Genomic DNA, 13,553 nt, shown 5'->3' on the forward strand with positions numbered 1-13,553 from the left:
CAACACATTTTGTTTGGTGTCAGATCAGAGAGGGGCCTTTCAATGGACGTATTGATGACCACCAAAATATGCGGCCAAGAATTACCACCCGTTGAGCCATGATCTGATCGAAGTCATAGTCTTCGTCAGCGTATTCCTGTGAATTGAAGCTCCTCATTTTGATGCCGTTGGCAGTACGTTGAAGAAACTTAATCCGAAAATGCCCGTCGTGGTCGATTGCGTACATTTCGCCGTCAACGATTCGCGTCATTCCCGTATCAATGCCGACTGTCGCTCCCGAAAGAATCAGTGGGTGATTACTGTTCCCGCTGTTGGTGGCAAATACAGCGTTTGAGGGATCTACTCCGCAAGTCCTCATCGTAGCTCGTGAAAAACGAAGCTTGGGCCCAGCGATCTCCTGAACCTCTGTACGCGCAACCTTTCCAGGTCCAGAGGATAACTCCACTTCCTTGTACAACCTTAGCTCCACCTCGTCATTGTCTATTGGTGTTTCTGAGTCCCAAGGAGCCATTGGCTCCAGCACGTAAAGCGGCGAATCGTTAGCGGCCCGGCGTAATGGGCTTCGCTCAGTGCTCTTGGTCCGCATTGGTACATCTTTCCCTTCTAGCCACTCGCGCTCCACGACAAGTGTCAGCGCAACTTCGCCGACCATGTATGCGGGGACGCCCCTAGCTTTCCAGTTCGTGATGTTCTGGTCGTTCTCGAGATCGAGAATTCGAGCGAGCTGGGCCCCCGTCAATCCGGAGTCTTCGAGCGCTTCGCGGAAGCGTTGGCCTTTGAGGTTTTGCGTTTGTTTACTCATAAACAGAATGTTACAGCGCTTGCATTCAGATGATAACAAACGTATTGTTTGGTCTTGCCGTTCAAATTGTTTGGTATGGATAACGTCATGAGTACACCTGCTCAGATATTCGATTTAGTACTGCAGGTTGCTGAGGCCTCCGGCAAAAGCCCTTCCCAGCTTTCGCGAGAGTGCAAAATCAGCCCTCAGAGATTCTTTAATTGGCGTCGGCGAGGTATTCCAGTCGCACAGGTTCGACATCTATCGAAAGCACTTTCTGGAGCGCTGCTACCTCATCAGCTTAGGCCGGATTTACCCGAGATATTCCCAGCCGAATCCGACGCTGAAATACAAGCTGCATAGAAAAAAGGCGACCCAAGGGTCGCCCAGTTTCTCCCGATAGCATCACCACAATGCTATCGGGTCGCGATGTCAGAAGGCGAGCACACCACATGCCGCCGACTTTCATCGCGCTTCCAAGGCTCGGAAGCCTTGGTGTAGCTGCCGTTCTTACCACAGAGCTGGCAGCTGTTGCGCCAGGGGTGAACAACGGATTGTTCGCCCCGGCACGGTGCCGGTGTTGGTCTTACGAACCTAGCCGGCTTTGGGCCTCTCCAGACCACGCGGCAAATGTATCACCAACTTCTGTCGCGCGGCACTGGCAACTTTTAGGATTAATGCCATGAGCCGTATCGCTCTTAGTTCTCTGGAACGGGCGCAGCGGGAAATCCTGCCGCTCGATTTAGCGCTGTACCACGCCGCTCGCGATTACCCGGGCGGCGCTGCTGCCATCGCAGCCACGACCGGTCGTAACCCGACCACGCTGCAGCACAAGCTGTCGCCGACTCATCCGAGCCACTCCATCAACATTCAGGAATTCGGTGAGATCCTCGAACTGACCAAGGATCGCCGCATTCTCGATGCGGTGCACGCGCTGGTCGGTGACACGGTCTGGCAGGAGCTGGCAGACACCTACACCAACGACATGCCCGAAACTCTCACCACGGGTATCGCCGAATACTTCCGCCAGGTCGCTGATCTGGCCGAGACCTGGGCCAAGAGCATCGGCGACGGTGTGGTGACTGATCAGGAACTGGCTGCGATTCGCCTGCAGGTGTTCCGGGGCATTCAAGGGCTGCTGGGGTTGTTCAACCGCGCCACCTACGTCAACCAGACGACGCGAGGTGCTGACCGTGGCTGACATCGCCGATTTCGCCAACGATCTGGTGCAGGAACGCATCGATCATGCCATCGCGGCGCGCAGCGCTGCCAAGGCCGAAAGCGCTGCCCATTCCTTGCTGTTCTGTGAAGCCTGCGACGACCCGATCCCGGAAGCACGCCGCCTGGCTCAACCAGGTTGCTCGCAATGCATCAGCTGCCAGTCCCTTTCTGAGCGGGGGATTCAGCATGCTCGATGAGGTTTTGGGGCAATTTGCCGATTACGGTCTGGAGCCAGCGCAACCGCTGGTGTTCGGCAAGCTGACCCGCTGCAAGACATCGCAGGACAAGGGCAAGGAAAAGAACGGCTGGTACGTGGTTCACGAGCAGCGCACGGAGAAGGGCGACACGCTGATCTTCGGCGCTTTCGGTGACTGGCGTTCGGGCGAAACACAGAAGATCAAGGTCAAGGCCGGTCGCATGTCGCCTGAAGAACGCGAAGTGATGCGCGCCCGTCAGGAAGAAGCCAAACGCCGCGCCGCCGAAATCGCGAGTAACGCTGCGCGGCGGGCCGCGAAAAGGGCGCAGGGTTTGTTCGAGCGCATGCCGACTACAGGCCGCAGCGAATACCTGGACCGCAAGCAGATCGTTGGTATCAATGTCCGCTACGCGCCACGAACTGGTGCGGTACTGGTCCCAATGAAGAATGCCCGTGATCAGATTATGGGCCTGCAGGTGATCTTCCCGAACAAGCAGGAAGACACCGGCCGCGACAAATCCTACTGGCCTTACGGCATGGCGAAGGAGGGCACCTTTCACCTGCTCGGCCCGCATCCGGTACCGGGTGAACCGGTATTGGTCTGTGAGGGTTACGCCACCGGCGCCAGCCTGCACATGGCGACGTCGCTGGCCGTGGCCGTAGCCTTCGATGCCGGTAACTTGCTGGCCGTGTGCAAGGTCATGCGCGAACGCTTCGCCGGCTGCCCGCTGATCATCTGCCGCGACGATGACTGGAAGACCACCAAGCCTAATGGCGATGCCTGGAATCCGGGCGACGAGAAGGCGAGCAATGCTGCATTGATCGTCGGTGCCCAGGTCGTTGCGCCGATCTTCTCGGTCGAGCGTCACGACAAGTGGACCGACTTCAACGACCTGCACGTCGCCGAAGGCCTCGACGCGGTTCGCCGACAAGTGCTAGCAGTAGTCCGTCCACCGGCGGCCGGTGGCTGGAAGGATCAACTCGCTCGCAGCGAGAGCGGCGCCTTGATCGCGCACATGCAGAACGTCGAATTGATCCTCGCTCATGATGAACGCTGGGCCGGGGTAATCAGCTACTGCGCCTTTAGCTCGAAGATCGTCAAGCTGCGGGCCGCTCCTTATGGCGGCGGTACCGGCGAATGGGCCGACATCGATGATGTGCGCGTGATGAAGTGGCTCGCGCAGCAGTACAACCTGCGTGTGAAGTCGTCCCACGTGATCGAGGCGGTCAGTGTCGTGGCCCACGACCATGCGTTTCACCCGGTGCGCGAGTACCTGAAAAAACTCGAATGGGATCGTGTGCCGCGCCTGGAGCGGTGGTTGACGGATGTCATGGGTGTGAAGACAACGGACTACACGTCCAAGGTCGGCAAGCGCTGGATGATCTCGGCCGTGGCGCGGGTGATGAAACCCGGCTGCAAGGCTGACTCGGTGATGATCCTCGAAGGCGTACAAGGCGCCGGTAAGTCGACCGCGATGAGCGTGCTTGGCGGTGAGTGGTTCATGGACACGCCGTTTGCCCTCGGCGACAAGGATGGCTTTCAGGCGATTCGCGGTAAGTGGATTGTCGAGCTCGGCGAGCTGGACAGCTTCAACAAGGCCGAGAGCACCAAGGCCAAGCAGTTCTTCTCGGCGTCGACCGACACCTACCGCGAAAGCTATGGCCGCAGAACGTTGGACGTGCCACGCCAGTGTGTTTTCGTCGGTACCACCAACCAGGACGAGTACCTCAAGGACGCCACCGGCAACCGCCGGTATTGGCCGGTGGCCTGTACCAAGGTCGACGTGGCGTTGTTGCGCGAGATCCGCGACCAGTTGTGGGCCGAAGCGATGTTCTGCTTTGAGGCCGGCGATCTCTGGTGGGTAACGCGAGAGGAAGCGCCGATGTTCAGCGAGGAACAGGACGAACGCTTTGTGGTGGACGAATGGGAAACGCCCATCCTGACCTGGCTCGAAGAGTCGCAGATCGGCGAGACCACCACCGGCAGTGAAGTGATGAGTCAGGCGCTCAAGCTCGATCCCGGTCATTGGGGCAAACCCGAGCAGATGCGTGTGGGTGCGATTCTGCATCGACTGGGGTGGCGACGGTTTCGTTTGGGCGCCCTGAGCAAGAGCGGCCAGCGGCCCTGGGCGTACAAGAAACCGGAGGGTTGGGGCAGGGCACCTGCGCTGGAACAACCTGAGCTCGAGGAGCCGTGCTTCGATGATTAAAGCGATCGATATGGCTCTCAAACAATGGGCGCAGGAGCTGCACAGCGATGAGGTCGCCGCCGGTTACTCAGGCGGCAACATGGTCGCGATGATGATGGAGAGCGGTGGTCAACTGGTGCGCGGCAGGCGCGGAAGCAGGGTGCCGCTGGAAGCTTCGCTGGACATTGAGCGCATCGTGAAGAAACGCCTCGATCCCGAGCTGATGACGGTGGTCCAGGTGCATTACTTCCAGCCTGATGCGCCTTTGACTGCGCGTCTGGCTGAGAGTGGCTGCACACGCAACCTCTACTACCAGCGCTTGCATGACGCTCACATCGTGGTCGAGCACTTCCTCCTAGGGGAAGCGGCTTGATCGTGGGCATTCCTCTGGCTCACGCCGTCCCACCGGCCTGCCTCCGTCCCACCGCTTTTTGCGGTGGTGGGACGGGCGCAGGCCCCGTCGTTGTTGGGCTGTCCCGCCGTCCCACCTTTTTCATGTCTCCCGCCCGTGTATGCGTAGCGGGCATCAATGCGCGTGTTCACGCGCACGCGTGTTTTTAAATATTCTCTCTATACACGAGAAAAGAGAGATAAAAGTAGGACGGTGGGGCAAAGCCCCAATCTACTGGGCTTTCAGACGTCCCACCTTGTTTTAGAGAGGTGGGACGCATGGGACGCCAGATAAGCAAAAGACAGCCGGGATAGATATTCACCGACATTCGCCAGCCGTTCACCGGGCGTAAGCCACACATTCACCGGATGGCATTAAAACGGTCTTGCTGCCACCAGAATCGACCTGTAAAAAGGGGCCATCTTCGATGGGTGCGACCGCAAAGCGCGGCAGGCCACCCACCACTTGACCCGGCCATTGCGCCGGGTCTTTTTGTTTAAGGGGCAGGGCAATGACGAACGAGCAACAGGCACTGGCAGAGATGCCGATCTGGATGGTGATTGCCCTGTCCCTGGTTGGCGGTGTGTCTGGCGAGATGTGGCGCGCCGACAAGGACGGGGCGAGAGGCTGGGCCTTACTGCGCCGCCTCGCACTTCGGTCCGGTGCCTGCATCGTCTGCGGCGTGTCAGCGATGATGTTGCTGTTTGGTGCGGGCCTGTCGATCTGGACAGCGGGTGCGCTGGGTTGCCTGACCGCGATGGCCGGCGCGGATGTCGCCATCGGTTTGTACGAGCGCTGGGTGGCCAAGCGGCTGGACCTGAGCGAGGCTGAGCCGAAGGCATGAGCCGGGCAGGCCGGGTAGGGCGCCGATTTTTACGGGTCCTCCCCGAGGGCCGCCCCCTACACGGGTTATCGAACTCGCGGAATCTCTCTAGCTGAAACCTTCGCAGGGATGTCCGTCTTTCCAAGGGAATGGGGGCAGGGCATGGCACTCGGATGCCGGCTCGACCGACCGGACTGGGCACAAAACCGCCGGGGACCCTGGGGACTTTCAAAGGACACGGGGTCGGAAACCCGCGGGATCTTGTTAGTGGGAGGCCCACCAGCTTACTGAAATTTCAATCCACTGAAATCTTGAAAAGATTCATTGAAAAGCAGCTGAAAAGGAGGGCTTATGAGCACAGCTACATACCTGTCAAAGAGCGCCTTCGCTGCGCACATCGGCCGATCACCGAGCTACATCACCTGGCTCAAGGAAAACGGCCGACTGGTCCTGTCTCCAAATGGCAAGCAGGTCGACGTTCTGGCCACCGAAGCATTGATCCGCGATACCGCTGATCCGAGCAAGGCTGCCGTCGCTGCTCGCCACCAACAGGAGCGGCTTCAGCGTGATGTGTACAGCCACGTCGCTGCACAATCCGAACCGACTAACATGGCTGCGCCGCCGCCCGCTGATCCTGCGCAAGCGCAGACCCCAGACTTTCAGAAAGCACGAGCGCATCGCGAGCATTACCTGGCGCGGATGGCGGAGATGGAGTTTCGCAAGGCGCAGGGGGAACTGGTGGAAATCAGCTTTGTGCAGAAAGCCGCTTTTGAAACGGCGCGTTCGCTCAATCATTCGTTGATGAGCCTGTCGCCCCAATTGGCACCGCTGTTAGCTGCCCTATCTGATCCATGGGAAGTAGAGCGGCAGCTAACCGCCGCGCTGCGCCAGCGGCTCAACGAGGCGGCTCAGGTGTCCAGCGACGACTTTGGATTAGCATTGGACGATTGCTGATGATGTGCCGATCTTATTCGTCCGGAATGATCGTTTAGCACCGCTCGCTTTCGGCAAGAAGTGGACGTTCTGGCGTCTCATTCTTCATCGAGACTTATTCACTTTTCGAAAGCTGTATTAAGATCGGCAGTTGGATCTGAAATCCGATGGCGCGGGAATCGCGTCATGCAACAAAATGACTTCGGCTCGCAGAATGCAGTTGAATCGCACTGCCCGATGGTTGGCCAGCTCAACGAAAATCGCATTCGCTGAGCGGGCACCCGTCTCTAGCAAATCTCAAGTGGTAGCGAATTCAGACACAGGTTTCTTCTGTCTAATGGTCATGATGATAGCTGCAGCAAACAAGCACAGTACACCTGCCGTGAAAAACGCTGGCAGGTAGCTAAGCAGATTTACTCGGGACCACCCAGCTCCGTAAGCGGCTACCGCAGCACCAATCTGATGGCCGGCGAATACCCATCCGAACACCAATCCAGCACGCTCTGGCCCGAACTTGTTGACGGCGAGGCGAACTGTGGGTGGCACGGTGGCAATCCAGTCGAGTCCGTAGAATATTGCGAAGACCGACAAACCGAAGATCGTAAAGTCTGAATACGGTAGCGCGATCAGCGATACGCCGCGCAATCCGTAGTACCAAAACAGCAGGTGCCGGCTGTCGTAACGGTCTGAAAGCCAGCCTGAGAGAACAGTGCCAATCAGATCAAAAACACCCATGGCTGCTAGCAGCCCCGACGCTTGGATCTGGTTAATACCGAAGTCACCGCACAGCGGAATCAGGTGCACTTGGACCAAGCCAGCGGTACTCGCGCCACAGATAAAAAAGGTGGCGAATAGAACCCAGAAGACACGTGTTCTGGATGCATCACGCAGTGTATGCAAAGTCGCCATAAACACTGACTCGCCACTTGCGACGGGCTCGACGATTGGACCTGTGTTCGTGTTGCCGTATGGTCGCAGTCCTAGATCGCTCGGACGGTCGCGCATGAACATGAGCACTGCGAACGCCGCCAGCGCAAGCAGCGTAGAGAGCAAAACGAGCGCCCAACGCCAGCCATAATGTTCGGTAACGCTTGCGAGCAGCGGCATGAATACAAGTTGACCTGTGGCGTTACTCGCGGTCAACACACCGATCACAAGACCTCGGCGCTGGTCGAACCAACGCGATGACACGACAGCCCCTAGTACCAAGGCGGTCATGCCTGCGCCTACACCAACACCCACTCCCCATAATGCAATTAACTGCCAGACCTGCGTCATATTGAGCGACACAAGAAGGCAGGTCATTATCAAGGTGATAGCTACAACCGTGACATTGCGCGGCCCATATTTGCTCATTAATGCAGCAGCGAACGGAGCCGTCAGTCCAAACAAGACAAATCGAATCGAAAGTGCTGATGAGATGTCCGTAGTGTTCCAGCCAAATTCCATCTGCATGGGTACGATGAAAATGCCGGGCGCACCTACCGCTGCTGCACTTACCAGGGCAGCCATAAATGTTACGGCGATCATGGCCCAGGCATAGTGGGAACCTCGTCGCGCGAGGAGGTTGGAGAGCCATTCTGAAAGCATAGGTACCCCTTAAATTTTCACTTGGAGATTAGAAAAAGAACTGCCAGGTGGCTTGGTTTGATTGAAAGCAATCCCGTTAATGGCCCGAGCGGGACTTTATTGCCGAAATTCTTTCTTATAAGGGCGAGCGATCCGTCCCTGATACTCCAGTAACTAGTGCGAGAGGTGGGACAGGATCTGAAAGGTCGCTGAAAACCTAGGAGCCTGAAGGCAACTTGGTGGAAGCAGCCGCTGTTGAAACGGCGCCTCCAAGCCTTCTACTGTTCTAAATTAGGTATTTGCCAAGCGTATAACGGGGATTGGCCGATAGCACTCTAGATCTGGGTGAAGCCGCCATCTACGAACATTTCCGAGCCCGTGGTGAAGCTACTGTCGTCGGAAAGTAGGAACACGGCTGCTTTGGCGATTTCTTCAGAACGGGCCATTCGACCTAGTGGAATAGTCGATGCAATCCGGGTCTTGATCTGAGCGGTCTGCTCGGCTCCTCCCGGTGAATCGAATGCGGGAGTATCAGTGGGGCCAGGACTAATTGCGTTAACACGGATATTACGAGACTTGAGGTCATTGGCCCAAGACCGTGCAAATGATCGAACCGCCGCCTTCGAAGCTCCGTAGATGCTGCGACCGGGGTTGCCTTTTGACCCAGCGACGGATGCCATCAGCAGAACGGAAGCGCCGTCAGACAACAACGGTAAAGCGCCCTGTACGGTAAACAAAGTGCCGCGCACATTCACGTCAAAAACGCGGTTGTACTGCTCGATGTCTATCGCACCCAACGGCGCGCTGGCTTGAGCTGCCGCATTGGCAAATACCATGTCGAGCCGGCCTTTCTCTTCGGTGATGAGTTTGAACAACCGATCCACGTCATCAAGATTACTCGTGTCGCCCTGGACCCCCGTCACATTGCGACCAATCGAACGGACAGCTTCATCCAGATTAGCCTGACGACGACCCGTGATGAATACGTGCGCGCCTTCTTCGACCAGCAAGCGTGCTGTCGCCAAACCAATGCCAGAGGTGCCACCGGTGACGAGTGCAATTTTCCCTTCAAGTTTTTTCATGCTGTATTCCCCAGTAATTTCAGCCGAGTCATCCGCGTGCTGCGGCGACTAGATGTTGTAGCCGCCATCGGCATCGATGATCGTGCCAGTGATGTAGGACGCGGCAGGGCTGGCTAGAAAGAGAATGGGTGCAACGACTTCTTCCAGTCGGCCAAATCGCGGGAAACACAAGCGCTCTACCAAAGGCGCCAAAGCGTCCCGCAGATGTGCGTTGAGGTCGGTTTTCATAAACCCAGCGTGCACCACGTTGACGGTAATGTTGCGCTCGGCCAGGTCACGGGCGACCCCCCTGGAATAGCCATCGATGGCTGCACGCAATGCTGCGAGATCGGCGATACCCGACATGCCAGGTCGGTTACCTAGGTTAGAGCCGATCATCACGATTCGGCCTTGGTCGCTGAGTACTTTGGACGCCGCGCGCACAGTCGCCATGAACCCCGAAAGCGTAACGGCCCAGAAGCGATCGAATGCTTCGGCGTCGCGGGCGGGATCATCGACTCTGCCCAGCTGATCGATGGAGGCGTTGTTGATGAGGATGTCGATACGGCCGAACTTGGCCATTACTCGATCAATAAGCGATTGCGCGGCGTCGACGTCCGCCTGATCCGCTTGAAATGCTTCGCCTCGCACGCCTTGAGCGGTCACGTACTCGATCACGTTGAGTGCCTGCTTTTCGGCGAACACGTAACTGATGGCTACGTCGGCGCCTTGCTCGGCGAGGGCCTTGGCGGTCGCTGCGCCTAAGCCACGCGACCCGCCAGTTACCAAGGCGACTTTGCCGGTAAATAATTTTGTCATGCTGAATCCCGTAATGGCTGAAGACTTTCGTTGATGAGTCTTGAGCCAAAAATAACCGGGAGAAGGGCGGGTGATAATTGCCCGAGCCACGATAAAACCTATCGATAGGCGGAATAAATCAACATGACATGAACACGGCCGGTTATGTCAGGCCAGGATGTGCTTGGCTACCTCGTCAGGCAGATCGAACTGCGGCCAATGTTCTGCATCGAGTGTCGTCAGCGTCGCGTGAGGGCAATGGCTGGCGATATCTTTAGCGACGGCCGTGTTGAGGTATTTGTCCAGACCACCCCAGATCAGTTTGACCGGCTTATTGAATTTAGCCAGTTCAGGACGGCGCCGGTCATTTGCCGCAAGGTTTGCGTACGCATTCCCGGTCATGGCCAGGAAAGCGGGCATTGCACTCGGCTGCTGGGTGAAGTTGTGCGCAATGATAGGTTGCAACACCGTTTCGAAGCGCGTCCTCATTGCCGGCGTCATGTTGGCCAACAGTAGGCCCTGCTGAAAATTGAAGAGGTAAGCTGCTTGCTTAGGGTCCGTCATCATCGCGTGGGCCAAAAGTTTGGTTTTCGGATTGCAGCACAGTTCAATGAAGTCGGGAAAGGCCAGCACTGAGGCGTTGGCGTAATAACAATTGAGCAGAACAAGCGAGTCCACGCGATCCTGATTATCCAGTGCGAAGTTGACCGCTGCCGGCCCCCCTGCGTCGTGCCCGACCGGGATGACTGAATTCAATTTTAGATCATTGACTACAGCGTTGAAGTCGGCCAATTGCTGTTCAAAGTCGTAGCGGAAGTTTGTTGGTTTGTCGGACGCGCCGAAGCCAAGAAAATCGAAAGCGATGACGCGTCTGCCAGCGGCGCTCAGACGTGGGGCCAAGTCTTCATAGATACGACAGTTATCGGGAAAGCCATGCAGAAGGACATAAGCAGGTTCTTTGCCGGGATAGTCGCGAACGTAGATTCGATGGTTGTCCCTCAATACGATTTTTTCAGTGAAACCTGATGCGAGTTTTGGGTTACTGGGAGGTGCCGGCGACTCTGAAGTGGCTGCCCAAGCGGAGCCATGATTGATCGCCGCCATTGCTGCGGCCAAGAGCATGGATTGCTTGAGTACGTCGCGGCGTGAAAACTCACTGCGCTTGAGGCTTTTCATTTTTCTTCCCCGTTTTGTTCCCGTGCAAATCAGCCACTTGGGAATGGGTTTCCAGTTCAATGGAAATCCAGCAGCACCTGCGATTGCTCAGCAACAGATAACGAGCAATAGCCTTCATGATTTATTGAAGGCGGTCACTATGAATGTGTCAAGGCAGAACGTCGTCATCGGGGCGCCCCGCGATCAACGTGATCAAGCGCGAAGTTTTTCAGAGAGGATGAGCCCGCGCATGACACAGGCTCAACTCACCGTCTTCATACGTCGAACAGATCTTTGTGAAGAGTGACGAACTCTTGCACGGTCATTGGCGCTTGTCCGGTGACTTCTCGAATGATCTTGTCTTCGCCTTCGAACACACCATGCTGGTAATCCAACGCTACTTCGACCAGATGTTGAACGACGAATGGAGGTAAACCTGCTTCAAGCAGTTCGTGTTTGTATTCTTCAAGGCTGATTTGCTGATAGGCGATTTTGCGCCCCAGCACTTCGCCGATAGCGTCGGCGACACCTTGCTGGTTCAACTCGGTAGGGCCATGCAGGGTGTAGGTTTGGCCTTCATGCTGGCTCGGATTTTCGAGAATGGCGGCAATCAGACGAGCTTGATCCTCAGCGGCGATTGGGGCGTGCCGGCCTTCACCAAACGGTAGGCGGATCTCATCTTTTTCCAGGATGTGCGAGCGGAAATGGGGATAGATCAGCCACTGTGCAAAATAGGTTGGGCGTAGGTGAGTCATTGCGAGTCCTGACCAATCGAAAACCCGCTCTGCCGTCCAATGATCAAGCGCCGCATTGCTCTTGGCTTCGCGTCTCGCGGAAATCTGCGACATGTTGACGACGGCTTCGACGCCGGCTTCCTTCGCTGCTTGAGCGAAACGAGCGGTCGCATCAATCAAACCCGGAGTAATCGGGTACACGAAGTAGGCGGTGCGAATACCTTCGAGTGCGCTGCGCACGGCATTCAGGTCCAGCAGATCACCGAGCACCACTTCGGCGCCCATTGCACGAAGCTCTGCCGAACGTTCATCTTCCTTGTGCACCAGGGCTCTAACCGGAACACCTTTAGAGGTAAGGATTTCGACGGTTCTACGACCGGTGTAACCAGTAGCGCCTGTTACGAGAATGGTAGCTTGCGTCATGTTGGTAGCCTCAGGTTATGGTGCGAAAGGTTAAATATTACGCTCGTCATAAATATAGATGTTAAGTAACATCTAAGTCAAACACCATTGATCAGGATTTTTGGCATGCGCAAATCACGGCAGGAAACCAGCGAGACCCGGCAACGAATCGTTGATGCTGCCAGCGTCGAGTTTCGCAAGAACGGTATTGGCGGGACGGGACTTTCTGGTTTGATGTCTGCGGCGGGCCTGACGCACGGCGGCTTCTACCGCCACTTTCAATCCAAGGATCAGGTCGTGGCAGAGGCATGCGGCGCAGCAGTTGACGGACTAATGTCAGAGCTGGAGAAGGTCGCTGACGACGGAGGCTTTGATGCAATCGTGGGCCATTACCTTTCGCCTCTACACCGGGATGCCTTGGAGCAAAGCTGCCCCTATGCGGCGCTTGGGAGCGAACTGGTCCGGAGCAACGAGCAGGTAAAGCAGGTCGCGACCCAAGGTCTGGAAAGGATCATCGAGTTATTGGTCGCTCAGTCCAAATCTGAGAAAGGCGAGTCGGAACGCGCTCGTGCACTCGTCGCGATGTGCACGATGATGGGGGCGCTCACCTTGTCGAGAATGGCATCGCGCTCGGCGCTGTCAGCTGAAATTTTGGAGACAGCGGTAACTCATCTGACTCACGCCGAGCTGTCAGATGCTTAGGAACCGGCTGAGTTGGCAACCGCCTTCAGATTCTGTCTAGTTGCCGTAATGATTTCATCAGCAAGCAGAGGGTTCGTGGTTTTGGTCGCCCGCGCGATGGCGACACTGCCGACCATACTGCACATGAAAAACAATGCTTCGCGACGAGCAGTTTCATCCGCGAAATCCCGAGCCAGCACTTCCTGGAGGATTGCGACCATGTCCTCAAAACCGTGGGTGAAAGTGTTTTGGATGGCTTCATCCTGACTTTTGATTTCGCATGTATAAGCAGCCATCGGACAGCCCTCAGCGACGGCCTCGACGTGCTCGGGGGACACATAGGCGTCAATTAGCGTTTCCAAGTCGTTCGCAGCCGTGCCCATCATGGCGCGCCATGAGTCGCGACCGTTGGCCATAGCTTTCCGGCAAGCAGCTTCGACCAACCGGCTCTTAGATTTAAAATGTCCGTAAAAACCACCCTGGGTCAGTCCCGCCTCCTCGCTGATTTGCGCGACGCCAGTGGCGGCGAAGCCCTGCGTCTGGAACAGGCTGGAAGCCGCAGCAGTGAGCGCTTCACGGTTGTAAGCATTTTGTTCTTTTGAAACTTTCACGCATCACT

At 56.7% G+C, this 13,553-nt stretch carries 14 protein-coding genes; 7 read left to right on the forward strand and 7 right to left on the reverse strand.

Annotated features, from left to right (window positions below):
- Window positions 1-19: 19 nt before the first annotated feature.
- Complete coding sequence (locus AB4N74_RS08300) at window positions 20-802, reverse strand: S24 family peptidase (protein WP_460099346.1); 783 nt, start codon at window positions 800-802, stop codon at window positions 20-22.
- Window positions 803-1,463: 661 nt separating this feature from the next.
- Here AB4N74_RS08300 and AB4N74_RS08305 point away from each other — a divergent pair.
- The 6 genes from AB4N74_RS08305 (at window position 1,464) to AB4N74_RS08330 (ending at window position 6,555) form a co-directional block, all read left to right on the forward strand.
- Entirely contained in the window at window positions 1,464-1,982 is a 519-nt protein-coding gene (locus AB4N74_RS08305) for a phage regulatory CII family protein (protein WP_083368989.1), read from the forward strand.
- On the forward strand, window positions 1,975-2,199 hold the full coding sequence (locus AB4N74_RS08310) for a TraR/DksA family transcriptional regulator (RefSeq protein ID WP_460099349.1): 225 nt from the start codon (window positions 1,975-1,977) through the stop codon (window positions 2,197-2,199). Before AB4N74_RS08305 ends, AB4N74_RS08310 begins: the two co-directional genes overlap by 8 nt.
- Window positions 2,189-4,408 carry a VapE domain-containing protein gene (locus AB4N74_RS08315; RefSeq protein ID WP_460099352.1) on the forward strand — a complete coding sequence of 740 codons (2,220 nt, stop codon included), beginning with the start codon at window positions 2,189-2,191 and terminating at the stop codon, window positions 4,406-4,408. The genes AB4N74_RS08310 and AB4N74_RS08315 overlap by 11 nt, the downstream gene beginning before the upstream one ends.
- On the forward strand, window positions 4,401-4,760 hold the full coding sequence (locus AB4N74_RS08320; RefSeq protein ID WP_047301475.1) for a PA0613 family protein: 360 nt from the start codon (window positions 4,401-4,403) through the stop codon (window positions 4,758-4,760). The genes AB4N74_RS08315 and AB4N74_RS08320 overlap by 8 nt, the downstream gene beginning before the upstream one ends.
- A 529-nt stretch (window positions 4,761-5,289) precedes the next feature.
- Complete coding sequence (locus AB4N74_RS08325; protein WP_093099977.1) at window positions 5,290-5,622, forward strand: phage holin family protein; 333 nt, start codon at window positions 5,290-5,292, stop codon at window positions 5,620-5,622.
- A gap of 330 nt (window positions 5,623-5,952) precedes the next feature.
- On the forward strand, window positions 5,953-6,555 hold the full coding sequence (locus AB4N74_RS08330) for a terminase small subunit (protein ID WP_460099357.1): 603 nt from the start codon (window positions 5,953-5,955) through the stop codon (window positions 6,553-6,555).
- A 276-nt stretch (window positions 6,556-6,831) separates the two neighbouring features.
- Here AB4N74_RS08330 and AB4N74_RS08335 read toward each other — a convergent pair whose 3' ends face one another.
- From AB4N74_RS08335 to AB4N74_RS08355, 5 genes are all read right to left on the reverse strand, one after another.
- A complete protein-coding gene (locus AB4N74_RS08335; RefSeq protein WP_460099360.1) occupies window positions 6,832-8,064 on the reverse strand; it encodes an MFS transporter in 1,233 nt (410 codons plus the stop codon).
- A gap of 374 nt (window positions 8,065-8,438) precedes the next feature.
- Entirely contained in the window at window positions 8,439-9,185 is a 747-nt protein-coding gene (locus tag AB4N74_RS08340; protein ID WP_150734421.1) for an SDR family NAD(P)-dependent oxidoreductase, read from the reverse strand.
- A 48-nt stretch (window positions 9,186-9,233) separates the two neighbouring features.
- A complete protein-coding gene (locus AB4N74_RS08345) occupies window positions 9,234-9,983 on the reverse strand; it encodes an SDR family NAD(P)-dependent oxidoreductase (protein WP_460099364.1) in 750 nt (249 codons plus the stop codon).
- A gap of 147 nt (window positions 9,984-10,130) precedes the next feature.
- Window positions 10,131-11,138 carry an alpha/beta fold hydrolase gene (locus AB4N74_RS08350; RefSeq protein ID WP_460099366.1) on the reverse strand — a complete coding sequence of 336 codons (1,008 nt, stop codon included), beginning with the start codon at window positions 11,136-11,138 and terminating at the stop codon, window positions 10,131-10,133.
- Between the two features lie 254 nt (window positions 11,139-11,392).
- Window positions 11,393-12,274 (reverse strand): NmrA family NAD(P)-binding protein, encoded by an 882-nt coding sequence (locus AB4N74_RS08355; protein WP_460099369.1) that lies wholly within the window; start codon window positions 12,272-12,274, stop codon window positions 11,393-11,395.
- Between the two features lie 105 nt (window positions 12,275-12,379).
- On the opposite strand from AB4N74_RS08355, the gene AB4N74_RS08360 reads away from it, so the two are divergent.
- Window positions 12,380-12,955, forward strand: a complete 576-nt coding sequence (locus AB4N74_RS08360; protein ID WP_150734419.1) for a TetR/AcrR family transcriptional regulator — start codon at window positions 12,380-12,382, stop codon at window positions 12,953-12,955.
- Here the strand turns inward: AB4N74_RS08360 and AB4N74_RS08365 are convergent.
- A complete protein-coding gene (locus tag AB4N74_RS08365) occupies window positions 12,952-13,545 on the reverse strand; it encodes a TetR/AcrR family transcriptional regulator (protein ID WP_212621872.1) in 594 nt (197 codons plus the stop codon). The genes AB4N74_RS08360 and AB4N74_RS08365 overlap by 4 nt on opposite strands.
- Between the last annotated feature and the right edge of the window lie 8 nt (window positions 13,546-13,553).

Source organism: Pseudomonas sp. H3_C08, from assembly GCF_054669455.1.